Source organism: Hylemonella sp. P2_B10 (genome assembly GCF_056404875.1).
In genome coordinates, this window is the sequence record NZ_JBFUDE010000003.1 from 457919 (window position 1) to 480592 (window position 22674).

Here is a 22674-nt window from a genome sequence, read left to right on the forward strand (position 1 = left end):
TTGCCACGCCGACATCAGTCCGGCTTGATGCGCGCGGACTGTATCAAGCGTTCCCACTTGGTGATGTCTTCGCGCATGTAGCGCTCAAAAGCATCGGGCGCCATGCTGAGTGGCACCGCGCCTTGCTTGGCCCACAGCTGGCGCACGTCCGCTTGCGCCACGATTTTGCTGATGGCCTCGTTCAGCCGGTCCACCACCGTCTTGGGCGTGGCACGCGGCGCCATCACCCCCAGCCAGATGGTGGCCTCGAAGCCGGGCACGCCGGCCTCGGCCACCGTGGGCACCTCGGGCATCACGTCGGAACGCTGGCGTCCGGTGGTGGCCAGCGCGCGCACCTTGCCGGCGCGCGCCTGCTCAGCCATGGTGGTGACGGCGTCGAACATCAAATCCACCTGGCCGCCCATCACGTCCACCCGCGCGCCGGCGCTGCCGCGGTAGGGGATGTGCACGATGAAGCTGCCCGTCATGCTCTTGAACAGCTCGCCGGCCATGTGGTACGGCGTGCCGTTGCCGCTGGAGGCGTAGTTCAGCTGGCCGGGCTTCTCCTTGGCCAGTTTCAGCACGTCGCGCACGTTGGCCACCGGCAGCCCGCTGCGCGCCACCAGCAGCAGGTCCGAATAGTTCAGCGGCGCCACGGGGACGAGGTCGCGCAGCAGCGTGTAGGGCTTGTTGGTGATCAGCGTCTCGTTGACAGTGTGGGTGTTGGAGATCAGCAGCAGCGTGTAGCCATCCGGTGCGGCCTTGGCCACGGCGTCGGTGCCGATCAGCGAGCCGGCGCCGGGGCGGTCCTCCACCACGAAGGCCTGGCCCAGCGTATCCTGCAGGCGTTGGGCGATGAAGCGGGCATAGTTGTCGGCCGGGCCACCGGCGGCAAACGGCACGATGATGCGCACTGGCCGGTTGGGGTAGGGCGCCGTTTGCGCTGGCGCCGCGCCGGCGGCAACCAGGCCCAGCGCGATCAGCGCCATTTGCGCGGTGCGCAACAGGGTGCGCCGCAGCAGCGAGGCCTGCGCGCCGCCCATGCTCACTCCAGCTTGCCTATGCGCTTGACCACCTCGGCCATGCGTTTGGCGTCAGCCTGCACATATTTCTCGAACTCCGGCATGTCCTGGTACAACACCGGGCTGCCAGCGCCCAGGATCACCTCTTTCACCCTGGCGTCCTGCGCCACCTTTTGTGCTGCCACGCGCAGCCGCTGCGCGACAGGCTCGGGCACGCCGCGCGGCACGAACAGGCCGGACCATTGCGCGTAGTCGGTGGCAAAGCCGCTGTCCTTCAGGCTGGGCACATCGGGCAGCGCGCTCAACGGGATGGTGCCCCAGTGCGCCAGCGCGCGCAGCTTGCCGGCCTTGATGTACTGCAGCACCGTGGCGGGCCCGCTGGACACCGCCTCGATCTGCCCGCCCAGCAGCGCCAGCACGGCCGGGCCGGCGCCGGTGAAGGGCACGTGCGTCAGCTTCACATTGGCGGTCTGCGCCAGCATCTCCATCGGCACGTGCATGGTGCCGTAGTTGCCGGACGAGCCGTAGTTGATGGCGCCCGGGCGCTTGCGCGCATCGTCCACGAACTGCTGCACCGTCTTCCACGGCGCGTCGGCGCGCACCACCAGCACGGTGGGGTCGGCCGTGAAGCGGGCGATGGGGCGCAGGTCGTTCAAGGCGTACATGGGTGAGCGCGCCAACACCACGTCAGCCTCGGGAATCACGCTGTAGGAAGACAGCGCCATCAGGATGGTGTAGCCGTCCGGCTTGGCCTTGGCCACGTAACCCATGCCTATGCCGCCTCCGGCACCAGCGCGGTTTTCCACCACCACGCTCTGGCCCAGTTCGCGGCCCAGGGCTTCGGCCACCGGGCGGCCCACGATGTCGGCCAGCCCGCCGGGCGGGAAGGGCACGACCATGGTGATGGGGTGGATGGGCCAGGTGGCTGCGGGGGCTTGGGCCAGCACAGGCGCGGCCAGCATCGGGCAGGCCAGCGCCAGGCCCGCGATCAGGGCGTGTCGTCTTTGCATGTGGTGTGTCTCCATGGGCCTGTGTCAGGCTCTGTGCGCATGCTAGCATCGCCTCAGCTTTTGCGCCCACGGGCGATCCCTTGTTGACACAGCGCGCACTTGACGTCGCGCACCTTGCCGCAGCACCGCCATGAAGATAGCCACCTTTCTGTACCAGGGCCGCATAGGCGTGGGCCTGGTTTCCACCGACCTGCAGCGCATCACACCTTGGCAATTGCCGGAAGAGGCCAGCGTGCTGGGCGCCCTGCCCATCATCGAGGCCCTGGCCGCCGGCAAGGCGTTGCCGCCCTTTGCACAGGTGCTGGAAGTGAAAGACGTGGAGTTGCTGGCGCCACTGCCCCGGCCCCGGCGCAACATTTTCTGCGTCGGCAAGAATTACTACGCGCACGCCAAGGAATTCGCCGGCAGCGGCTTTGACAGCAGCGCCAAGGCGGGCGGCGACATCCCCAAGGTGCCCATCATCTTCTCCAAGGTGCCGGAGTCGGTGGTCGGCCCGGGTGCCAGCATCCAGATCCCCACGGCGGTGTCCACCGCCATCGACTACGAGGCCGAGCTGGCCGTCATCATCGGCAAGGGGGGCAAGGGCATCACGGCGGCGGACGCCATGCAGCACGTGTGGGGCTACACCATCGTCAACGACGTCACCTCGCGCGACTGGCAGAACCGCCACCTGCAATGGCACATGGGCAAGTCGTTCGACACCTTCTGCCCCATGGGGCCGTGGCTGGTCAGCGCCGACGAATGCAATGGCGCCGACACGCAGGTGCGCTGCTTCATCAACGGCGAGTTGCGGCAAAACGCGCGCACCACCGATTTGATCTTCAACATCCCGACCTTGATCGAGACGCTGTCAGCCGGCATCACGCTGTACCCCGGCGACGTCATCGCCACCGGCACGCCGGCTGGCGTGGGCATAGGCTTTCAGCCGCCCAAGTATTTGCAGGCGGGTGATGTGGTGCGGGTGGAGATTGATGGCATCGGCCAACTGGAGAACCCAGTCAGCTGACGCGCAAGCTCCGCTGCCTCAGTTGTTCAGCAGCGCGTTGACGATGATGCCGGTGGCAATCGCGATCAGCAGGTAGTCGCCGCCCGACTGCACCCACTGGTAGCCGCGCGGCGGTGCGGTCAGGTGGTGGCCGCGCCAGTCGTTCACCACGTAGTGGTTGGTGCGGTATTCCCGCGGCAGGCGGTCGCCGCGGTGGAAGCGGTTGTCTGGCCCCACGCCGCTGCGGTAGTCCCAGCTGCGGTAGTAGTCGCGGCGCTGTTCCTGTCGGCCATCGCGGCGGTCATCGCGGCGCTCATCCCTGCGGTCATCCCGTCGATCTTCCCGGCGCTCGTCGCGCTGGTTGTCGCGGCGGTTGTCACCGCGCTGGGCAAAGGCCGGGCCGGTGGCGCTGAACGCCAGCGCCAGCAACGCGCAGATGGCGCTTTGGCTGATTCTTCTCATGGTGGGCTCCTTGATGGTGCGACATGCATCTGGGCCCACGGTATAGCGCGGCGCATGACGGGTCTGTGCGCCTGCGCACGCTGGGTGTATTCAGCCTTGAGGCGCAGCCTGCGCCCTGCGCTCAGTCTTCCTTCATGTCCGCCGTCTTGGCGATCGGCCCCAGCCGCGCCTTTTCGCCGGCGATGAACTTGACAAAATCTTCGCGCGTGCCGCCCATGGGCTCCACGCCCAGCGGCACCAACCGGTTGCGCAACTCGGTCGTCTTGATGGCGGCGTCCACCGCGCGGTTCAGCTTGTCCAGGATGTCGTTGGGCGTGCCCTTGGGCGCGAACAGGCCGGCCCAGTGGCCGATCAGCACGCCCTTGTAGCCCAGCTCCTGCGCCGTGGGCAGGTCCGGGAAGGCCGGGATGCGGTTGCTCCAGGTCGAGGCGATGGCGCGCAGCCGGCCCCCAGCCTTCACCTGCGGCAGCACCACCATGCTGGCTTCCGATGTGGCGTCCACCGTTTTGCCGGCCACCGCCAGCATGCTCTCGCCGCCGCTCTTGAACGGCACGATGGTGACCTTGGCGCCGCTGGCCAGCTTCAGCATCTCGGCAACGAAATGCGGCGTGCTGCCGGTGCCGGCGGTGGAGAAGTTGACGCCGTTGCCGGCTTTGGAGGCCGCCACCAGGCCGGCCAGATCCTTGATGGGCGAATCCACCGGCACCACGATGATGGACGGGTTGACGCCCAGCAGCGCCACCGGCACCAGGTCGTCTTCCTTGTAGGGCATCTTGGTCTTGATCATGGCGTTGGTCACCACGCCAGCAGCCGGCGCCAGGAAGGTGTAGCCATCCGGCGCGGCCTTGGCCACGTAGTCGGACCCCAACACTGAGCCAGCGCCCGCCTTGTTCTCCACGATGATGGTCTGGCCCAGCTGTTTGGCAACCGCCTCGGCCACCGCGCGTGCCACCAGGTCGTTGGCACCGCCGGGACCAAACGGCACCACGAACTTGATCGTCTTGCTGGGCCAGGTGGCGGCGGTTTCGACAGCCTGCGCGCCCAGACTGGCGGCGGCCAGCAGCGAACCCAGGACCAGGTGGGGAATGTGACGGCGATGCATGGGCAGGAACTCCTTGGCGTTGACCGCTGGAGATTACCCGTTCGCTGCAATGTGCGGGAGCGTGGTTGCCCTTACCGGGACTTCTTTACACGGGTCACGTCATGGCGACCTTGGTTTGCGAGATCATGTCGATGCGGCACTCGGCTCCGCGGCTGTCCCCCGGCCTGCGGCCTCCTCCTTGATGCCGCCGATGTCGCTGGGGCGCGTGACGCAGCGAAATCAAGGAGGAGGGCCGAAGGCCCGGGGGACATTCGCGGAGTCACGCGCCCCAACGGCGTCGGCAGCAATACGGGACCCACCCCTGCGGCTATCAGCAACCCGCGCGAGCAACGGAACTACTTGTTCGCCTTCACGGCCTCAGCCACGATCACGTTGTTGATCGCATAGCCCACCCGCAACGCACCGTCTGTGAAGGCGTTGGCATCCAGCTCGAACATGAAGTCGGCCGAACTGCGCTTCCACATGGAGGAGAAGTTGGTGGTGTCGTCCGACAGCTTCTTCATCGTGCCGGTCACCTCGGCCGCCATGCGCCGGCCATGCTCCAGCACCTGGATGTTGGTGCCCGCGCCCTTGCCGTTCATGCTCCAGACGAAGGCGCCCTGCAGCTTCATCGCCGGGTTGGTGGAGATGCCGGCTTCCGCGCGCTTGTAGCCTTCTGAGGCCTCGCCATACATCTGCGGCACGCTGAAGGTGATTTCCGGCGCCACCATCACCACGTCCTTTTCCCTGGCCAGGTTGCGCAGCCAGAACAAGGGCCCGGTGATGGGTCGGTCAAAGGCCTGGGCGTCGGTGGGTGTGGCGATCACATAGGTCAGTGGGTCGCTGGTCCAGGTGTTGCCCTTCACCGGCATGCCCCAGTTGGCTTCGATCTTCAGCCGCTCCTGGCTGACCAGCACGGGCTGATCCTTCAGGTCGTTGTAGGTCAGCACGGTGAAGCCGGCGGCGGTCAGTTTGGCGGCCAGGTCGTCCTGGATCTTTTGCGCCACGCCCTGCACCAGCGCCTTGTCCAGGCCCTTGACGTAAAACTTGCCGTGCGCCTGGGCCTTGGGCGCGTTGCTGAACAGACCCCCCTTGTTCTGTGCCCACACATCGCCCGTGGCCGACACGTACAGCGTGACGGCGGGGATGAAATAGGTCTTGCCGCTCAGGCCGCCGGTGCCGGTCACTTTGACGCGGTCCATGTTCAGCTCGAACGGCGTGGGTTGGGCGTGCGCGGTGGCGGCGCACAGGACCAACAGGGCAGGCAGCAGCAGTCGGGTCAAGCGCATGGCGAGGTCTCCAACAAAAGAAAAGTGTCTTTGCTGGAGATACGCAGGCCTGCGCGGCGCCAAGGCTCACGCGATGTTGTCCTTTACATCGGCCAGCCCGGCTGGCCGCCGTGTCAGGCCTGGCTGTTGTGGCCCAGCACACCCTTGGCATTGCGCTGCAGCAGTTCGTTGGACAAGTCCCCATCGTCCGCCACCACACGCGCCAGCAGCAGCGCGCCCACCATGGCGGCATAGGCCTCCACCGCATGCTGGCGGCGCTGCTCGGCCGTGGCCTGCGGCATCAGCGCTTCCAGGCGCTGCAACTGCGTGCGAATGCCCTCGGCCACCGCGGCGCGCAGTGCCGGCCCCTGGCGCGCCACCTCGCCGCCCAGCGCGGCCACCACACAGCCGGCCTCGGGGTGGTCTCGGTGCGCGGGGGACAGGTAGCTTTGCGTGATCTTTTTCAGGCGCTTGGCCTGGCCGGCTGGGTCGGGCTGCGCTGGTGGCTTCCAACTGTCCATCAGGTGGTCAAACGCGCGCGTGCAGGCCTGGGCCATCAGGTCTTCTTTCGAGTCGAACTGGCCGTAGAAGCCGCCGTGCGTCAGCCCGGCCTGCTTCATCACGTCGGCCACGCTGATGCCGTCGAACCCCTTCTGGCGGAATTGCTCCGCCGCCACCTCCAGCACGCGCTCGCGGTTGTGCGCGGCCTGTTCCCGGCTGACTTTCATCGCTGGCCTCCAGTTCAAGACATGCTGTTCAAAAAAGCATGTTTGACACTATACATGATAGTCGTCATATAATTCAATCATGATGGTCGTCATTTAAAAGGAGCCCGCCATGAAAGCCGTGATTGCTGGTTACGCCCGTTCCCCTTTCCACTTCGCCAAGAAGGGGCTGCTGGCCGGCGTGCGGCCGGACACGCTGGCTGCCCAGGTGGTGCAAGGTCTGCTGAAGCGCACGCAGCTGGACCCGGCGCTGCTGGAAGACCTGATCCTCGGCTGCGCCTACCCCGAGGCGGCGCAGGGCAACAACCTGGCGCGCATCGTCGGCCTGCTGGCCGGCCTGCCCGAGCAGGTGGGCGGCATGACGGTGAACCGCTTCTGCGGCTCTTCCATGCAGGCCATCCACATCGCCGCCGCGCAGATCGAGGCCGGCATGGGGGATGCATTCCTGTGCGTGGGTGTGGAATCGATGACCCAGGTACCGCAGGGCGGCTTCAACTTCTCGCCCAACCCCCAGCTGCTGGCCGAGACGGCCGCCTACATGGCCATGGGCGACACCGCCGAGAACGTGGCCGAGCGCTGGCACGTCAGCCGCCAAGACCAGGAGCAACTGGCGGTGGACTCGCACCGCAAGGCCGCCGCTGCGCGCGAAGGGGGCCGGCTGGCCGATGAGATCATCCCCATCACGCTGGACAGTGGCGACGTGGTGTCGCAAGACGGCTGCATACGCCCCAACACCAACCAAGAAGCGCTGGCGGGCCTGAAGCCGGCCTTCCGCGCCGATGGCGTCGTCACCGCCGGCACCTCGTCGCCGCTGACCGATGGCGCGGTGGCGGTGCTGGTGACCAGCGAGGCCTTTGCCAAGCAACACGGCCTGCAGGCCAGCGCGCGCATCGTCTCTTTCGCCAGCGTGGGCGTGGACCCGGCGGTGATGGGCATTGGCCCGATTCCCGCCACCCGCAAGGCGCTGGCCCGCGCCGGGCTGACGGTGGCCGACCTCAGCGTGGTGGAGATCAACGAAGCCTTCTCGTCCCAGGCGCTGGCCTGCATACGCGAGCTGGGGCTGGACATGGCCACCGTCAACCTGGATGGCGGCGGCCTGGCCATCGGCCACCCGCTGGGCGCCACCGGCGCGCGCATCACCGGCAAGGCAGCATCGCTGCTGCAGCGCGTTGGCGGGCGCTACGCGCTGGCCACGCAGTGCATAGGCGGCGGCCAGGGCATCGCCACCGTGCTGGAACGCCTCTGAACTTTTACTGAACCTCTTTCAACCCACCTGACTTTTCCAACCAAGGACACCATCATGCAAATCAAGGACGCCGTCGTCTTCATCACCGGGGCCAACCGGGGCCTGGGCCAGTCCTTCGTGCGTGCCGCGCAAGCGGCCGGCGCGAAGAAAATCTATGCCGCAGCGCGCGACCCGAGCAGCATCACGCTGGAAGGGGTCACCAAGGTCAAGCTGGACGTCACCAACGCCAAGGACATCGCCACGCTGGCCAAGGATTTCGCCGACGTGACGCTGCTGGTCAACAACGCCGGCATCTCGCGTGGCGCCAGCATCCTGTCAGCCGGTGCCGCCGAGGCTGCCCGTGCCGAGCTGGACACCAACGTCTTCGGCCCGCTGGCGCTGAGCCAGGCTTTCGCGCCGGTGCTGAAGGCCAACGGCGGCGGCGCCATCGTCAACGTGCTGTCGGTGCTGAGCTGGCTGGCGCTGCCCTCCAGCGCCACCTACAGCGTGTCCAAGTCGGCCGCCTGGTCCATGACCAACGCGCTGCGTGAGGCTTTGCGCGGCCAGGGCACCCAGGTGCTGGGCCTGCACGTGGGCTTCATGGACACCGACATGACCAAGCACGTGCCCGGCCCCAAGCTGGACGCCGACGTGGTGGCGCGCGAGACGCTGGCCGCCGTGACCGCCGGTCAGGAGGAGTACCTGGCCGACGACCTGTCGCGCAACGTCAAGCAGGGCCTGTCGGCCGGCCTCTACCTGAAGGACGTGGGCGCCAAGTAAGCGCCCAGCCCGGTAGACCCGCTGTCAGGGCACCGGGTTTCTCAGGTACTTCTGGTACAGCCGCTTGGTCTCGGCCGGGAAATACATGCCCGCCGAGCGCGGGTCCAGCTCCGACGTGAACTGCCAGCCGAAGAACAGCACGTTGTCGTACAGCGGCGCATAGCCCAGGTGCTGGGCCATGTAGCTGTTGAAACCATCGGTGTGCCACACCGGCAGCTTGAAGGCCTGGGCAATCAGCCAGGTCTCCACCTTCGGGTTGGCCGCTTTGGCCAGCGCGGGGAAGGTGCGTGACCAGTCGTGCAGCAGCTGCACCGGCGTGCCATCGTCCAGCCAATACGGGTCGGTGCCCACCCAGTCGGCCAGTGCAATGGCCTTTTTGATGTAGTCCAGCGTCTGCGGCCGGCCAAAGGTGGCGTAGGGCGACACGGTGATGCCCACCGAGGCCTGCGGCATCACCCGCCGCACCATCGCCAGCGCCTGCTGTATGGCATCCAGCTGGCGCTGCATCACGGCGCCGTCGTCCACGGCCGGGGCACCGGGCTCGGTAGCCGCTGCCAAGGGGTTCAGAAACACTTCGTCGGCCACCAGCAGGCGTATGCCCGGCACCAGCAGTGCGGCATGGTCGCGCGCATACCGGGCCAGCTGCTGCTCGGCGTCAGGCGTCGTTTGCGTGTGTCGCGCGATACCCGGGCTGGCCGGTGCCAGCACAAAGCCCAGGTCCAGCAGGTTTTGCTTGCCTGCGGCCTGGATGGCGGTCGAGGTGGCCAGGATGCCGTCGTTGCCGGCATAGCCGGCGCTGGTGTTCAGCTCACTGGCGGTCACCTGCTCGGGCAGGTTCACCACCTCGCCGATCAACTGCTGGCGCGCGGGGGGCGGGCTGGGCTCGCCACCGCCGCCGGGCGGGCTGCCGCCACCCCCGCCGCCGCAAGCGGCCAGCAAGGCGAGCGCGCACAGCGCTGCCATCGTCTTGATGTTCATGCTTTTCTTCCCTGGCCTTGATGTGACTGCCCGCATGATGGCGCGAAAGCTGCAAGCCGTCAGCCTTGAATTGCCAGCGCACGTGCGCGGCATCACAATTCGCCTCATGTCGGTGCCGTGAGAGGGCGGGCATTGCCTGCTTCTGGTGCGGCTTGGGCCGCCGGAAGGCCATTTCGGCCGGTTTCTAGTGCCAAACCCTGATAGCGGCATGGCATGTGGATTGCTAGTATTCGGTATAAAACTTGACTAAATGGTCAGTTTTTTGCGAACCTATCTCGCCAGAGCCCATAACAGGAGCTGTCCATGCCCCAAACCGCCCAGCCAGACATCCGTGCCGGCCGCCTGCCCGCCGCCGAATACGCCCAGCGCTTTGCCGACGCCGTGCCGCCGCTGACCTCTGCGCAAGCCGTGCTGGAAGCCGAGCGCTGCCTGTATTGCTACGACGCCCCCTGCGCCACCGCCTGCCCCACCGAGATCGACGTGCCCTCGTTCATCAAGCGCATTGCCGACGGCAACCTGCGCGGCTCGGCCAAGACCATTCTGGACAGCAATCCTCTGGGCGGCATGTGCGCCCGCGTCTGCCCGACCGAAAACCTGTGCGAAGCCGTGTGCGTGCGCAACACCCAGCAGGGCGAGCCGGTGGCCATAGGCCGCTTGCAACGCCACGCGGTGGACGCGCTGATGAGCAGCGCGCAGCCGCAGGTGTTCACCCGCGCACCGTCCACCGGCAAAAAGGTGGCCGTGGTGGGCGCCGGCCCGGCCGGCCTGGCCTGCGCCTACACGCTGGCGCGCCTGGGCCATGACGCCGTGGTGTTCGATGCCAAGCCAAAAGCCGGCGGCCTGAACGAATACGGCGTGGCCAGCTACAAGACGGTGGACGGCTTCGCCCAGCGCGAGGTGCAGTGGCTGCTGGACCTGGGTGGCATACGCGTGGAGCACGGCTGGGCGCTGCAAACCGCGCAGCAACTGCAGGTACTGCGCGACGAGTACGACGCCGTGTTCCTGGGCCTGGGCCTGGCCACCACCGCCAAGCTGGGTGTGCCGGGTGAAGAGCTGGCCGGTGTGCAGGATGCGGTGCAGTTCATCGAAACACTGCGCCAGACGGGCGACCTGTCCCAACTGCCGATTGGTCGTCGTGTGGTGGTCATCGGCGGCGGCATGACGGCGGTGGACGCCGCCGTGCAATCGAAACTGCTGGGCGCCGAGACGGTGGAGCTGGTCTACCGCCGCGGGCAAGACGCCATGTCCGCCTCGGCCGACGAGCAGGAATGGGCGCAGAAGAACGGCGTCACCCTGCGCCACTGGCTGGCGCCGGTGGAAATTGTGGGCCAGGGCGGCCAGGCCAGCGCGGTGCGCTTTGCCTACCAGCGGCAGGTGGACGGCAAGCTGGCCCCCACCGGCGAGCATGAGGTGCTGGAGGCCGACATGGTGTTCAAGGCCATTGGCCAGCAACTGGGCAACACAGTGCTGGCTGACGCGGGGTTGAAACTGCAAGGCGGCCGCATCGCCACCGACGCGGCGGGTGGCACCAACCTGCCCGGCGTGTGGGCCGGCGGCGATTGCCGCGCCGGTGGGCTGGATCTGACGGTGGAGGCGGTGGCGCACGGCAAGCAGTCCGCGCAAGCTATTCACGCTTTCCTGAGCATCTGAGATCTTGCGGGACAGACCAAGAATTGCGCAGCAATTTTGCTCTGTCCTCAACACTTTTAAAAAAGGCACCCATCATGGCCAACCTGCAAACCACCTTCGCCGGCGTCAAAAGCCCCAACCCCTTCTGGCTGGCTTCCGCGCCGCCCACCGACAAGGCCTACAACGTCAACCGCGCACTGGAAGCCGGATGGGGCGGCGTGGTGTGGAAGACGCTGGGCGAGGCCGGCCCGCCGGTGGTCAACGTCAATGGCCCGCGTTATGGCGCGCTGTTGTCGCCGGACCGGCGCCTGCTGGGCTTCAACAACATCGAGCTGATCACCGACCGCGACCTGGAAGTCAACCTGGCCGAGATCCGCGACGTCAAGCGCAACTGGGCCGACCGCGCCATCGTCGTCTCGCTGATGGTGCCGTGCGAAGAAAAATCCTGGCGCGACATCCTGCCCCGGGTGGAAGACACCGGCGCCGACGCCGTGGAGCTGAACTTCGGCTGCCCGCACGGCATGAGCGAGCGCGGCATGGGCTCGGCCGTGGGCCAGGTGCCCGAATACATCGAGATGGTCACCGCCTGGTGCAAGCAGTACAGCAAGCTGCCGGTGATCGTGAAGCTGACGCCCAACATCACCGACATCCGCAACCCGGCGCGCGCCGCCAAGAAGGGTGGGGCGGATGCGGTGTCGCTGATCAACACCATCAACTCCATCATGGGGGTGGACCCGGCCACGCTGACCATGACGCCATCGACGGCCGGCATGGGCTCGCACGGCGGCTACTGCGGCCCGGCGGTGAAACCCATCGCGCTGAACATGGTGGCCGAGATCGCACGCGACCCGCAGACCGCCGGCCTGCCCATCTCGGGCATAGGCGGCATTGGCAACTGGCGCGACGCGCTGGACTTCATCGCGCTGGGCTCGGGCACGGTGCAGGTGTGCACCGCTGCCATGGTGTATGGCTTCAAGATCGTGCAGGAGATGAGCGATGGCCTGTCCAACTACATGGACGAGATGGGCTTCAAGAGCGTGGACGAGATCGTCGGCCGCGCCGTGCCCACGGTGACTAACTGGCAGTTCCTGAACCTGAACCACGTCAGCAAGGCCGTCATCAACCAGGACGCCTGCATTCAGTGCGGGCGCTGCCACATTGCCTGCGAAGACACCTCGCACCAGGCCATCACCGCCACCAAAGACGGCAAGCGCTGGTTCGAGGTGATGGAAGACGAATGCGTGGGCTGCAACCTGTGCGTCACCGTGTGCCCGGTGCCCGAATGCATCACGCTGCGCGACCTGGCCCCCGGCGAAATGGACAAGCGCACCGGCAAGATGGTGGACGGCACGCCCAGGAACTGGACACAACACCCCAACAACCCCATGGCCAAGGCAGCGGCGTAACATCGCCCAACCAGGACACTGCAGGAGACCCCTCATGGCGAACACCACCACCCTGATACGCGGCGGCACCGTTGTCAATGCTGACCGCGCCTTTCGCGCCGACGTGCTGTGCCAGGACGGCAAGATCACCGCCGTGGGCGACAACCTGCAGGCACCGGCCGGCGCCACCGTGGTTGACGCCGGCGGCCAGTATGTGATGCCCGGCGGCATCGACCCGCACACGCACATGCAACTGCCCTTCATGGGCACGGTGACCATGGACGACTTCTTCACCGGCACGGTGGCGGGCCTGGCCGGCGGCACCACCAGCATCATCGACTTCGTCATCCCCGACCCGAAAGAGCCGCTGATGGACGCCTTCCGCAAATGGCGCGGCTGGGCCGAGAAAAGCGCGGCTGACTACAGCTTCCACGTCGCCGTGACGTGGTGGGACGAGTCCGTGCACCGCGACATGGGCCTGCTGGTGCACAACGAGGGCGTCAACAGCTTCAAGCACTTCATGGCCTACAAGAACGCCATCATGTGCGACGATGAAACGCTGGTGAACAGCTTCAAGCGCTCACTCGAATTGGGTGCCATGCCCACCGTGCATGCTGAGAACGGCGAACTGGTGTTCCTGCTGCAAAAAGAGGTGGCGGCCATGGGCATCAAAGGCCCGGAAGGCCACCCGCTGTCGCGCCCGCCGATGGTGGAGGGCGAGGCCGCCAACCGCGCCATCGCCATTGCCGACGTGCTGAATGTGCCGATCTACGTGGTGCATGTGTCGTGCATCGAGGCGGCCGAGGCCATTGCCCGCGCCCGCGCGCGCGGCCAACGGGTGTATGGCGAGGTGCTGGCCGGCCACCTGGTGCTGGACGACAGCGTCTACCGCAACCCCGACTTTGCCAGCGCCGCCGCGCACGTGATGAGCCCCCCCTTCCGCCCCAAGGGCAACCAGGAATTTTTGTGGCGCGGCCTGCAAAGCGGCAACCTGCACACCACGGCGACAGACCATTGCACCTTCTGCGCCGCCCAAAAGGCAGCCGGCAAGGACGACTTTGCCAAGATCCCCAACGGCTGCGGCGGTGTGGAAGAGCGGCTGATGGTGATCTGGGACGAGGGTGTCAACACCGGGCGGCTGACGCCCAGCGAGTTCGTCGCCGTCACCTCCACCAACGCCGCCAAGCTGTTCAACATCTACCCGCAAAAGGGCAGTGTGGCCGTCGGTGCCGACGCCGACCTGGTGGTGTGGGACCCGGCAGGCAGCAAGACGCTGTCGGCCAAGACGCAGCACAGCAAGGGCGACTACAACATTTTTGAAGGCCGCACCGTCAAGGGCGTGCCCAGCCACACCATCGCCCAGGGCGCTGTGGTGTTTGCCAACGGCGACCTGCGGGCCCAGCAGGGCCGGGGCCGCTACATCAAGCGCGCGCCCTTCGGCCCCAACTTCGCCGCCGTGAAGCAGCGCGCCGAGACGCTGGCGCCCACGGCCGTTCAACGTTAAGGAGCCCGCCATGACCACCGCCACCGAAGTCAACATCGACAAGCTGCGCATCAACGGCGAACGCCTGTGGGCCTCGCTGATGGAATTGGCCCAGATAGGCGCCACACCCAAGGGCGGTGTCTGCCGCCTGACCCTGACCGATCTGGACAAGCAGGGCCGCGACCTGGTGCTGGGCTGGGCCAAAGAGGCCGGCATGACGGTCACCATCGACAAGATAGGCAACGGCTTCATGCGCCGCGCCGGCCGCAACAACAGCCTGCCGCCCATCGTCACCGGCAGCCACATCGACACGCAGCCCACCGGCGGCAAGTTCGACGGCAACTACGGCGTGCTGGCCGGCCTTGAGGTGGTGCGCACGCTGAATGACCTGGGCATTGAAACCGAAGCGCCGATCGAAGTGGCCTTCTGGACCAACGAAGAAGGCTCGCGCTTTGTGCCGGTGATGATGGGCTCGGGCGTGTTCGCCAAGGCCTTCACGCTGGAGCACGCCTATGCCGCCAAGGACACCGAAGGCAAGAGCGTGAAGGACGAGTTGGCCCGCATTGGCTACATCGGCACCGAAGAGCCCGGCGCCCACCCGATAGGCGCTTACTTCGAAACCCACATCGAGCAAGGCCCGGTGCTGGAAGACAACAACGTCACCATCGGCGTGGTGCAGGGCGTGCTGGGCATTCGCTGGTTCGACTGCACCGTCACCGGCATGGAAGCCCACGCTGGCCCCACGCCCATGGCGCTGCGCAAGGACGCGCTGCAGGTGGCCTTGCCGCTGATGAAAGAGGTGGTGGACGCCGCGCTGCGCCACAAGCCGCATGGCCGCGGCACGGTGGGCATGGTGCATGTGCACCCCAACAGCCGCAACGTGATTCCCGGCCGGGTGAAGTTCTCCATCGACCTGCGTAACAGCACGGACGCGTTGGTGGATCAGATGGCGGATGAGGTGAAAGCCTTTGCCGCCAAGTTGAGCGCGGAGACGGGGCTGGAGATCAAGATCGAGCAGGTGTCCAGCTATCCGGCGCAGGCGTTTCATTCGGACTGCATTGATGCGGTGGCGCGGGCTGCGAAGACGCTGGGGTATTCGAACATGCCGGCGGTGTCAGGGGCCGGGCATGATGCTGTGTACATGGCTCGGCTGGCGCCGTCAGGAATGATCTTTATTCCTTGCAAGGATGGGATCAGCCATAACGAGATTGAGGATGCGAAGCCGGAGCACATCACTGCGGGGTGCAATGTGCTGCTGCATGCGATGTTGGAGCGCGCTGGTTTAGCTGGCGACTAGGGTTGGCGGGATCAGGCCGTCGCGGCACTCAGCTCCGCGGCTGTCCCCCGGGCCTTCGGCCCTCCTCCTTGATGCCGCTGCGCTGAATGCCACGGCGACCTGATCTTCGGAGAGCACTTAGCATACGATTTCTACGAAGTCCAAGCTTACGCTCTACCGGCCTTCACTCCAGATTGCCCAGCTCTGCATTGATCAACTCGGCAACTTCACTGTCCTGCATTTGGACTTCTTCGTAGCCATCACAGACAACTTCCAGCATGACGTCTTTGAAGCAAGCGACAAAGTGTTTTCGATCGGCAAACATGGAGTCTTTGTGGCTGGGATGAACCCTGTTCCTGATCATCAATTCGTAGATCCAGCCAGAGTTCTCAACTTCAAAGAGGCCGTAGAAGCCTAGGCCATGCTGCATCAGAGGGTGTCCGCCACGCGCTTCGTCATTGGGACTGCCGTAGCTTGAAGCGGTAACTCTGTCGAAGCGCAGAAGGCTTACGTTTTCCCCTTCCTTGGCCAACATCAGGAATAGTTGATGCTGAGTTGCAATGACAAAGTTCTCGTACTGAAATCGGTAATGCTTTTTCAGTGTTAGCTCTCTGACCCTCGGTGGCTCAGGTGGCGAATGTTCCAACTGCGCGGGTGACGTGGATTGTGTGCGCCAGAAACTCATGTCAAAACTTCCCATGCCTCCCCGCCCCACCCGCAAACTTGGCCGCCCCCTGCAACCCCTCCCCAATGCACTGCTTCCCCCGCTCCCACTCCTGGTGCAGCGCCTGGGGTAGCGGCAAATCCCACTGCTGATACGCACTCATCCGGTCCGCCAGCATGGTTTGCTGCGGAAAGTCGGCCAAATGCTGGGCCAAAGCCAGCGCGGCGCCCAGCCCCAGCCCAGGGGCGACCACGCGGTTGCACAAACCCATGCGCAGGGCTTCGTTGGCTTGCACCTTGCGGCCGGTCAGGATCAGGTCCATTGCGAAGCCCATGCCGATCAGGCGCGGCAGGCGCACGGTGCCGCCGTCGATCAGCGGCACGCCGAAGCGGCGGCAGTAGACGCCGAAGTAGGCGTCTTCCTCCATCACCCGCATGTCGCACCACAGCGCCAGCTCCATGCCGCCAGCCACGGCGGCACCGCTGATGGCGGCCACCACGGGCTTGCTCAGCAGCAGGCGGCTGGGGCCCATGGGCCCAAGGGGGCCGGCGCGGACCTTGGTGGGGTCGCGGCCGTCGGGGGGCGGGCATTCCTTGGGTGAAAAGTTCAGGTCGGGGAAGTCCTCGGCGCCGGTGGCCTGGCCGTTTTCCAGCATGTCGGCGCCGGCGCGCAGGTCCCAGCCGGCGCAGAAATGGCCGTTGGCGCCGTGGAACACCGCCACCTTGGCGTTGGGGTCGGCGTCGAAAGCCAAAAAGGCTTCATAGAGGGCGCGGGCGGTGTGGGCGTCCACGGCGTTGCGCACGTCGGGCCGGTCCAGCGTGACCAGCGTGACGTCGCCGTGGTGGCCGACGTGCACCGAGGGCGGGCCGGCGGGCGCGGGGGGTGTTGCTGGTGTGGCTGGTGGTGCGGGCGCAGGTTGCGGCGCGGCGGCTGCGAGCTTGCGCAGGTTGACGGTGTCACCGTCAATGCCGTTCTTGCTGCCTTTGCTGGTCGCCATGGTGGGCAAATTACAGCACAGCACCGCCGCAAAGGGTAGCGGGGTGGGCGGGGGAGCGCCAAAGCACTGGTATCTACCCTAGGACTGGGAACAACCCTGAGCGCTTTGCCAGGGCCAGCCGCTATAACCGACGGCTAACAGGTCTCTCTGGGGCCTTGGCAAAACAAATAACAACCTACCAGCCCCTTTAACCAGGGGTATGGCCACAGGAGACAACGGGTGCAATTCGTGCAGCTGGTGATCAGCGGCATTGCCCAGGGCTGCATATACGGCTTGATCGCGCTGGGCTTTGTGTTGATCTACAAGGCCACCGAGACGGTCAGCTTCGCCCAGGGTGAGTTGATGATGCTGGGCGCCTTTGGCGGCCTGGCCGGCATGACCATGGCCGGTTTCCCCTATTGGTTGGCTATTGTCAGCGCCGTGCTGGCCATGGGTGTGTTTGGCCTGGCGCTGGAGCGGCTGGTGATACGCCCCATCCTGGGCCAGCCGGCGTTCTCAGTCGTGATGCTGACCATTGGCATCGGCTATGTGGCGCGCGGCATCATCACCATGATCCCCGACATCGGCACCGAAACGCATGCGCTGCCCGTGCCCTACAAGGACATGGTGTGGAACGTGGGCCCACTGGTGCTGAACGTGGAGCAGATGGTGGTGATAGGCGCCACCGCGGTGCTGTGCGCGCTGTTGTTCGCGCTGTTCCGCTACAGCAAGCTGGGCATTGCCATGCAGGCGGCGTCGCAAAACCAGCTGGCGGCCTATTACATGGGCATCCCGGTGGCGCGGCTCAATGGCCTGGTGTGGGGGCTGGCCGCCGCCATGGCCAGCGTGGCCGGGCTGCTGCTGGCGCCCATCACCTTTGTGCACGCCAACATGGGTTTCATCGGGCTGAAGGCCTTCCCGGCCGCCGTGGTGGGCGGCTTTGGCAGCCTGCCGGGCGCCATTGTGGGCGGGCTGGTGATTGGGGTGGTGGAGTCGCTGTCGGGCTTCTACCTGCCGGATGGCTTCAAGGACACGGCCGCCTACATCGTGGTGCTGATCATGCTGATGGTGCGCCCGAACGGCCTGTTTGGCGACAAGCTGCGCAAGAAAGTCTGAAGAGAGAACCACAACACCATGCGTTTCATCTTCAAGACCGACTACGGCCAAGACCTGGGCCTGGCCAAGCACAACGGCCAGCGCTTCTGGTATGGCCTGCTGCTGCTGCTGCTGCTGGCCGCGCCCTGGCTGTTCACCGAATACTGGCTGGCGCAGCTGACTTTTGTGCTGATCTACAGCATCGCCGGCCTGGGCATCATGCTGCTGGCGGGCTACACCGGGCTGTTTTCGCTCGGGCATGCGGCCTTTCTGGGCGTGGGGGCCTACACCGAGGCGGTGCTGACCAATGCCGGCTGGCCGTTCCCGGTGGCCATGCTGTGCGCCGCCGCGCTGTCGGCCGGCGTGGGGCTGGTGGTGGGGCTGCCGGCGCTGCGCGTCAAGGGCATCTACCTGGGCATGGCCACGCTGTCGTTCGGCTTCATCGTGGTGGAGGTGCTGGCGCGCTGGGAATCCGTCACCGGTGGCAATGCCGGCGTGCGGCTGGAAAAGCCCCATGTGGGGGGCTGGACGCTGGGCTCGGACAAAGAGTTCTACATGCTGTGCCTGTTGGTGGCCGTACTGTCCACGCTGGGCATATTGAACCTGCTGCGCTCGCCCACCGGGCGGGCTTTTGTGGCGATACGCGACTCGGAGATTTCGGCCCAGAGCATGGGCATCCACCTGGCGCGCTACAAGACGCTGTCGTTCGCGCTGTCGGCGGCGCTGGCGGGATTAGCCGGCGCGCTGTACGCGCACAAGCTGCAGTTCATCTCGCCAGACCAGTTTGACATTTTGCAATCCATCGACCTGCTGCTGCTGATCGTCATTGGTGGCGTGGGCTCGGTGCATGGGGCCTTCCTGGGCGCCATCTTCTTGATCACGCTGCCGGAGTTGATCAGCCAGGTGAAAGACTATTTGCCCGCCGTGGTGGGCCAGGCGCCGGGGCTGAAGGGCCTGGTGTACGGCATCGTGCTGGTGGCCTTTGTGCTGTTTGAGCCGCAGGGGCTGTATGGCCGCTGGCTGAAGGTACGCACCTACCTGCAGATGTTCCCGTTCTACCGCAAGGGCATGTTCAAGCGGCAGAAGTCGTTCCAGAAATCGGATCGCCTCAAATGAGCACGGAATCCTCCAACGATATCCTGCTGTCGGCGCGCGACCTGAGCGTGCGCTTCGGCGGCGTGCTGGCCGTCAACAAGGTGTCATTCGACGTCAAGCGTGGCGAGGTGTTCACGCTGATCGGGCCCAACGGTGCCGGCAAGACCACGGTGTTCAACCTGATTAGCCGCATCTACACCCCCACCACCGGCGAGATCGATTTCAACGGCCTGCGGCTCACCGACCAGCCACCGCACAAGATCGCCGCGCTGGGCATTGCCCGCACCTTCCAGAACATCGAGCTGTTCGAGCATGCCACCGTGCTGCACAACCTGCTGATCGGCCGCCACACGCACCGGCAGACGGGGCTGTGGCAAGACCTGTTCTTCACCGGCAAGGCGCGCGCCGCCGAGTTGGCCTCGCGCGAGAAGGCCGAGCAGGTCATCGAGCTGCTGGATCTGCAGCACCACCGCGACTCCATGGTGGCCGGCCTGCCCTATGGCGTACGCAAGGTGGTGGAGATGGGGCGCGCGCTGTGCACCAGCCCGAAGCTGCTGCTGCTGGACGAGCCCTCCAGCGGCCTGAACGTGGAAGAGACCGACGACATGGCCTTCTGGATACAGGACATCAAGAACGAGCTGGGCATCACCGTGCTGATGGTGGAGCACGACATGAGCCTGGTCTCCAAGGTGTCGGACCGCGTGCTGGCCATGAACCAGGGCGAGGTGCTGGCCATGGGCACGCCGCGCGAGGTGCAGACGCACCCGGGTGTGATTGAGGCCTACCTGGGCTCGGTGGACGACGTGTCGTCCCTGCGCCGCAACGTGGCCAACAGTGCGCCGGGGGTGCTGGCATGAGCCACAGCCCGCCGCCCGTCAGCGACAGCCCGGTGCTGAAGCTGCTGAATGTCGAGAGCGCCTACGGCCCCATCAAGGCGATACGTGGCGTCAGCCTGCAGGTGCGCCGGGGCGAGATCGCCACCGTGCTGGGGTCCAACGGCGCCGGCAAGTCCACTATTTTGAAAACCATCTCCGGCATCATCGACCCGCGCAAGGGTTCGGTGGAGTTCAAGGGTGAAGACATCACCGCCAAGAACCCGGCCCACATCGTGCAACAGGGGCTGAGCCATGTGCCCGAAGGGCGCGAGGTGTTCCCGCTGCTGAGCGTGCGCGACAACCTGGTGATGGGTGCCTACACGCGGGATGACAAGGACGGCGTGGCCAAGGACATGGAGGCGGTGTTCACCTACTTCCCCATCCTGCGCGAGCGCGCCACGCAAGACGCCGGCCTGCTGTCTGGCGGCCAGCAGCAGATGCTGGCCATTTCGCGTGCGCTGATGGCCGCGCCCGACCTGATGCTGCTGGACGAGCCCAGCCTGGGCCTGAGCCCGAAGCTGACGAAAGAGATTTTTGAGATCGTGGTGCGCATCAACCGCGAGCGTGGCACCACCATCTTGCTGGTGGAGCAGAACGCCAACATGGCGTTGAACGCGTCGGACTACGGCTATGTGCTGGAGACCGGCCGCATCGTGATGGAAGACACCTGCGCCAAGCTGCGCGAGAAGGACGACATCAAGGAGTTCTACCTCGGCCTGAAGGAAGATGGTGTGCGCGGCGAGCGGCGCTGGAAGAAGAAGAAAAACTGGAGGTGAATGGACATGTCTGAACTCTGGGCCCCCAATGTGCTGACCGGCGATCCGGGCATCGTGATGGCCGGCGAGACCATTCCCGCCATCTTCTGGAACGCGGTGGCCGCGCGCGGCGACATGGTGTGGCTGCGGCAGAAGCAGCTGGGCATCTGGCGCAGCTGGACCTGGAACCAGACCGCCACGCTGGTGGACGAGATCGGCTGTGGCCTGTTGTCGCTGGGCTTTGCGCCGGGCGAGTGCGCGTCCATCCTGGCCAACACCAAGGTCGAATGGCTGTGGGCCGACCTGGCGGTGCTGAGCTGCGGCGGCGTGGCCAACGGCATCTACCCCACCGACGCGGCCAGCCAGGTGCACTACCTGTGCGAAGACTCGCGCACCCGCGTGCTGTTTGTGGAAGACGACGAGCAGCTGGACAAGGCGCTGGAGGTGCGTGACCAGCTGCCCGGCCTGCGGACCATCGTGGTGTTTGACATGGAAGGCCTGCGCGATCTGCAGGACGAGCAGGTGATCAGCCTGGACCGGCTGCGCGAGCTGGGCCGCGCCTACAAGGCCCAGCACCCCGACACGCTGCGCCAGCGCGCCCTGGCCTGCAAGCCGGAAGACCTGGCCATCCTGGTCTACACCTCGGGCACCACCGGCAAGCCCAAGGGCGCCATGCACCTGCACCAGGGGCTGGTGTACACCGTGCAGGGCTACAACCGGCTGATACAGCAGACACCGGACGATGAGCGCATGTGCTTCCTGCCGCTGTGCCACATTGCCGAGCGCATGGGCGGCGTGTATTTCGGGCTGTACACCGGCTCCAAGCTCAATTTCGTCGAGAACCCCGAGACCATTCCTGAGAACGTGCGCGAGATCGCGCCCACCGTGGTCACCGCCGTGCCGCGGGTGTGGGAGAAGTTCTATTCCAGCATCATGATCGCGCTGAAAGAGGCAGACGCGGTGCAGCAGGCCGCCTACAAGTGGAGCATTGGCGTTGGATACGAGATTGCCGACAAGGTGCTGGCGGGGCAGCCGGTGGACAGCTTTTTGAAGTTCAAGTTTCGCCTGGCGCGCGCGCTGGCGCTGGACAACGTGCGCAAGCTGATGGGCATACACCGCGCGCGTTTCCTGGTCACCGGCGCGGCGCCGATCTCGCCCGACCTGGTCAAGTGGTACCTGGCCCTGGGCGTGCCCATGCTGGAGGTGTGGGGCATGACCGAGACCTGTGGCGCCTCCACCGGCATGCCGGCCGACCGCATCAAGCCCGGCTCCATCGGTCCGGCGGCGGGCTACAACGAGGTGAAGATCGACCCCGCCACGCGCGAGATCATGGTGCGCGGCAAGAACGTGTTTGCCGGCTACCTGAACCTGCCGGAGAAGACCGCCGAGTCGCTGACGGCCGACGGCTGGCTGCACACCGGTGACGTGGGCGAGGTGGATGCGGACGGTTACTTCAAGATCACCGACCGCATGAAGGACATCATCATCACCGCCGGCGGCAAGAACGTGACGCCCAGCGAGCTGGAGAATGACCTGAAGTTTTCGCCCTACATCACCGACGCGGTGGTGATTGGCGACAAGCGGCCCTACCTGACGGTGATCGTGATGATCGACCAGGAGAACGTGGAAAAGTTCGCCCAGGACCGCGATGTGCCCTTCAGCAACTACGCCAGCCTGACCAAGGCGCCCGAGGTGCTGGCGCTGATCCAGGAAGAGATCGACAGGGTGAACAAGAAGTTTGCCCGCGTGGAGCAGATCAAGAAGTTCTACCTGCTGCAGACCCAGCTCAGCGCCGAGGACGAAGAGCTGACGCCGACGATGAAACTCAAGCGCAAGCTGGTGGAAAAGAAGTACGCGCCGCAGATTGATGCGATGTACACGGCCTAGCGGCGCAAGGCGGCGCGGGTAAGTGCGCTTGACAGGGGC

At 65.8% G+C, this 22674-nt stretch carries 22 protein-coding genes; 13 read left to right on the plus strand and 9 right to left on the minus strand.

Going from position 1 to position 22674, the window contains the following annotated elements; genetic code table 11:
- Positions 1–14: 14 nt before the first annotated feature.
- Both AC1DX2_RS14535 and AC1DX2_RS14540 read right to left on the minus strand, forming a co-directional pair.
- The gene (locus AC1DX2_RS14535; RefSeq protein WP_477197076.1) at positions 15–1022 is read right to left on the minus strand and encodes a tripartite tricarboxylate transporter substrate binding protein; all 1008 of its coding nucleotides are present in this window, start codon (positions 1020–1022) and stop codon (positions 15–17) included.
- A gap of 2 nt (positions 1023–1024) precedes the next feature.
- Positions 1025–2011 (minus strand): Bug family tripartite tricarboxylate transporter substrate binding protein, encoded by a 987-nt coding sequence (locus AC1DX2_RS14540; RefSeq protein ID WP_477197077.1) that lies wholly within the window; start codon positions 2009–2011, stop codon positions 1025–1027.
- 130 nt (positions 2012–2141) lie between these two features.
- On the opposite strand from AC1DX2_RS14540, the gene AC1DX2_RS14545 reads away from it, so the two are divergent.
- Complete coding sequence (locus AC1DX2_RS14545) at positions 2142–3017, plus strand: fumarylacetoacetate hydrolase family protein (RefSeq protein WP_477197078.1); 876 nt, start codon at positions 2142–2144, stop codon at positions 3015–3017.
- Between the two features lie 18 nt (positions 3018–3035).
- On the opposite strand, the gene AC1DX2_RS14550 is transcribed toward AC1DX2_RS14545, so the two are convergent.
- From AC1DX2_RS14550 to AC1DX2_RS14565, 4 genes are all read right to left on the minus strand, one after another.
- The gene (locus tag AC1DX2_RS14550) at positions 3036–3458 is read right to left on the minus strand and encodes an RcnB family protein (protein ID WP_477197079.1); all 423 of its coding nucleotides are present in this window, start codon (positions 3456–3458) and stop codon (positions 3036–3038) included.
- Positions 3459–3579: 121 nt separating this feature from the next.
- The gene (locus AC1DX2_RS14555; protein ID WP_477197080.1) at positions 3580–4560 is read right to left on the minus strand and encodes a Bug family tripartite tricarboxylate transporter substrate binding protein; all 981 of its coding nucleotides are present in this window, start codon (positions 4558–4560) and stop codon (positions 3580–3582) included.
- A gap of 335 nt (positions 4561–4895) precedes the next feature.
- Complete coding sequence (locus tag AC1DX2_RS14560) at positions 4896–5828, minus strand: hypothetical protein (RefSeq protein WP_477197081.1); 933 nt, start codon at positions 5826–5828, stop codon at positions 4896–4898.
- A 113-nt stretch (positions 5829–5941) separates the two neighbouring features.
- Positions 5942–6535, minus strand: coding sequence for a TetR/AcrR family transcriptional regulator (locus tag AC1DX2_RS14565; RefSeq protein WP_477197082.1), 594 nt, complete (start codon positions 6533–6535; stop codon positions 5942–5944).
- A 109-nt stretch (positions 6536–6644) separates the two neighbouring features.
- On the opposite strand from AC1DX2_RS14565, the gene AC1DX2_RS14570 reads away from it, so the two are divergent.
- A complete protein-coding gene (locus AC1DX2_RS14570; RefSeq protein ID WP_477197083.1) occupies positions 6645–7778 on the plus strand; it encodes a thiolase family protein in 1134 nt (377 codons plus the stop codon).
- Between the two features lie 54 nt (positions 7779–7832).
- Positions 7833–8537, plus strand: coding sequence for an SDR family oxidoreductase (locus tag AC1DX2_RS14575; RefSeq protein ID WP_477197084.1), 705 nt, complete (start codon positions 7833–7835; stop codon positions 8535–8537).
- Between the two features lie 24 nt (positions 8538–8561).
- On the opposite strand, the gene AC1DX2_RS14580 is transcribed toward AC1DX2_RS14575, so the two are convergent.
- On the minus strand, positions 8562–9515 hold the full coding sequence (locus AC1DX2_RS14580; RefSeq protein WP_477197085.1) for a hypothetical protein: 954 nt from the start codon (positions 9513–9515) through the stop codon (positions 8562–8564).
- Here AC1DX2_RS14580 and AC1DX2_RS14585 point away from each other — a divergent pair.
- The 5 genes from AC1DX2_RS14585 (at position 9505) to AC1DX2_RS14605 (ending at position 15309) form a co-directional block, all read left to right on the plus strand.
- Positions 9505–9636, plus strand: coding sequence for a hypothetical protein (locus tag AC1DX2_RS14585; RefSeq protein ID WP_477197086.1), 132 nt, complete (start codon positions 9505–9507; stop codon positions 9634–9636). The two genes, AC1DX2_RS14580 and AC1DX2_RS14585, sit on opposite strands and share 11 nt — an antisense overlap.
- 176 nt (positions 9637–9812) lie before the next feature.
- The gene (locus AC1DX2_RS14590; protein WP_477197687.1) at positions 9813–11165 is read left to right on the plus strand and encodes an NAD(P)-dependent oxidoreductase; all 1353 of its coding nucleotides are present in this window, start codon (positions 9813–9815) and stop codon (positions 11163–11165) included.
- Positions 11166–11239: 74 nt separating this feature from the next.
- Positions 11240–12550: an NAD-dependent dihydropyrimidine dehydrogenase subunit PreA gene (gene preA / locus AC1DX2_RS14595; protein WP_477197087.1), complete on the plus strand. Its 1311-nt coding sequence runs from the start codon at positions 11240–11242 to the stop codon at positions 12548–12550.
- 34 nt (positions 12551–12584) lie between these two features.
- Positions 12585–14033, plus strand: coding sequence for a dihydropyrimidinase (gene hydA / locus AC1DX2_RS14600; RefSeq protein WP_477197088.1), 1449 nt, complete (start codon positions 12585–12587; stop codon positions 14031–14033).
- A 10-nt stretch (positions 14034–14043) separates the two neighbouring features.
- Positions 14044–15309 carry a Zn-dependent hydrolase gene (locus tag AC1DX2_RS14605; protein ID WP_477197089.1) on the plus strand — a complete coding sequence of 422 codons (1266 nt, stop codon included), beginning with the start codon at positions 14044–14046 and terminating at the stop codon, positions 15307–15309.
- Positions 15310–15472: 163 nt separating this feature from the next.
- On the opposite strand, the gene AC1DX2_RS14610 is transcribed toward AC1DX2_RS14605, so the two are convergent.
- On the minus strand, positions 15473–15973 hold the full coding sequence (locus tag AC1DX2_RS14610; protein ID WP_477197090.1) for a hypothetical protein: 501 nt from the start codon (positions 15971–15973) through the stop codon (positions 15473–15475).
- A gap of 1 nt (position 15974) precedes the next feature.
- Positions 15975–16949, minus strand: a complete 975-nt coding sequence (locus AC1DX2_RS14615) for a crotonase/enoyl-CoA hydratase family protein (RefSeq protein ID WP_477197091.1) — start codon at positions 16947–16949, stop codon at positions 15975–15977.
- Positions 16950–17168: 219 nt separating this feature from the next.
- Between AC1DX2_RS14615 and AC1DX2_RS14620 the strand changes: the two genes are divergently transcribed.
- From AC1DX2_RS14620 to AC1DX2_RS14640, 5 genes are read left to right on the plus strand one after another with little or no spacing between them, the layout of a single operon-like run.
- Positions 17169–18044 carry a branched-chain amino acid ABC transporter permease gene (locus AC1DX2_RS14620; RefSeq protein ID WP_477197092.1) on the plus strand — a complete coding sequence of 292 codons (876 nt, stop codon included), beginning with the start codon at positions 17169–17171 and terminating at the stop codon, positions 18042–18044.
- Positions 18045–18062: 18 nt separating this feature from the next.
- Positions 18063–19139, plus strand: coding sequence for a branched-chain amino acid ABC transporter permease (locus AC1DX2_RS14625; RefSeq protein ID WP_477197093.1), 1077 nt, complete (start codon positions 18063–18065; stop codon positions 19137–19139).
- Positions 19136–19975 carry an ABC transporter ATP-binding protein gene (locus tag AC1DX2_RS14630; protein ID WP_477197094.1) on the plus strand — a complete coding sequence of 280 codons (840 nt, stop codon included), beginning with the start codon at positions 19136–19138 and terminating at the stop codon, positions 19973–19975. Before AC1DX2_RS14625 ends, AC1DX2_RS14630 begins: the two co-directional genes overlap by 4 nt.
- On the plus strand, positions 19972–20769 hold the full coding sequence (locus tag AC1DX2_RS14635) for an ABC transporter ATP-binding protein (RefSeq protein ID WP_477197095.1): 798 nt from the start codon (positions 19972–19974) through the stop codon (positions 20767–20769). The genes AC1DX2_RS14630 and AC1DX2_RS14635 overlap by 4 nt, the downstream gene beginning before the upstream one ends.
- A gap of 6 nt (positions 20770–20775) precedes the next feature.
- A complete protein-coding gene (locus tag AC1DX2_RS14640) occupies positions 20776–22635 on the plus strand; it encodes an AMP-dependent synthetase/ligase (RefSeq protein ID WP_477197096.1) in 1860 nt (619 codons plus the stop codon).
- Positions 22636–22674: the final 39 nt, after the last annotated feature.

Excerpts from the sequence above, each read along its gene's own strand:
- AC1DX2_RS14550 (WP_477197079.1), bottom strand. The coding sequence starts at position 3,458 with ATGAGAAGAATCAGCCAAAGCGCCATCTGCGCGTTGCTGGCGCTGGCG.
- AC1DX2_RS14535 (WP_477197076.1), bottom strand. The coding sequence starts at position 1,022 with ATGGGCGGCGCGCAGGCCTCGCTGCTGCGGCGCACCCTGTTGCGCACC.
- AC1DX2_RS14610 (WP_477197090.1), bottom strand. The coding sequence starts at position 15,973 with ATGAGTTTCTGGCGCACACAATCCACGTCACCCGCGCAGTTGGAACAT.
- AC1DX2_RS14640 (WP_477197096.1), top strand. The coding sequence starts at position 20,776 with ATGTCTGAACTCTGGGCCCCCAATGTGCTGACCGGCGATCCGGGCATC.
- AC1DX2_RS14555 (WP_477197080.1), bottom strand. The coding sequence starts at position 4,560 with ATGCATCGCCGTCACATTCCCCACCTGGTCCTGGGTTCGCTGCTGGCC.
- AC1DX2_RS14565 (WP_477197082.1), bottom strand. The coding sequence starts at position 6,535 with ATGAAAGTCAGCCGGGAACAGGCCGCGCACAACCGCGAGCGCGTGCTG.
- AC1DX2_RS14605 (WP_477197089.1), top strand. The coding sequence starts at position 14,044 with ATGACCACCGCCACCGAAGTCAACATCGACAAGCTGCGCATCAACGGC.
- AC1DX2_RS14545 (WP_477197078.1), top strand. The coding sequence starts at position 2,142 with ATGAAGATAGCCACCTTTCTGTACCAGGGCCGCATAGGCGTGGGCCTG.
- AC1DX2_RS14540 (WP_477197077.1), bottom strand. The coding sequence starts at position 2,011 with ATGCAAAGACGACACGCCCTGATCGCGGGCCTGGCGCTGGCCTGCCCG.
- AC1DX2_RS14635 (WP_477197095.1), top strand. The coding sequence starts at position 19,972 with ATGAGCCACAGCCCGCCGCCCGTCAGCGACAGCCCGGTGCTGAAGCTG.
- AC1DX2_RS14575 (WP_477197084.1), top strand. The coding sequence starts at position 7,833 with ATGCAAATCAAGGACGCCGTCGTCTTCATCACCGGGGCCAACCGGGGC.
- AC1DX2_RS14615 (WP_477197091.1), bottom strand. The coding sequence starts at position 16,949 with ATGGCGACCAGCAAAGGCAGCAAGAACGGCATTGACGGTGACACCGTC.
- AC1DX2_RS14630 (WP_477197094.1), top strand. The coding sequence starts at position 19,136 with ATGAGCACGGAATCCTCCAACGATATCCTGCTGTCGGCGCGCGACCTG.
- AC1DX2_RS14560 (WP_477197081.1), bottom strand. The coding sequence starts at position 5,828 with ATGCGCTTGACCCGACTGCTGCTGCCTGCCCTGTTGGTCCTGTGCGCC.
- AC1DX2_RS14570 (WP_477197083.1), top strand. The coding sequence starts at position 6,645 with ATGAAAGCCGTGATTGCTGGTTACGCCCGTTCCCCTTTCCACTTCGCC.
- hydA (WP_477197088.1), top strand. The coding sequence starts at position 12,585 with ATGGCGAACACCACCACCCTGATACGCGGCGGCACCGTTGTCAATGCT.
- preA (WP_477197087.1), top strand. The coding sequence starts at position 11,240 with ATGGCCAACCTGCAAACCACCTTCGCCGGCGTCAAAAGCCCCAACCCC.
- AC1DX2_RS14580 (WP_477197085.1), bottom strand. The coding sequence starts at position 9,515 with ATGAACATCAAGACGATGGCAGCGCTGTGCGCGCTCGCCTTGCTGGCC.
- AC1DX2_RS14625 (WP_477197093.1), top strand. The coding sequence starts at position 18,063 with ATGCGTTTCATCTTCAAGACCGACTACGGCCAAGACCTGGGCCTGGCC.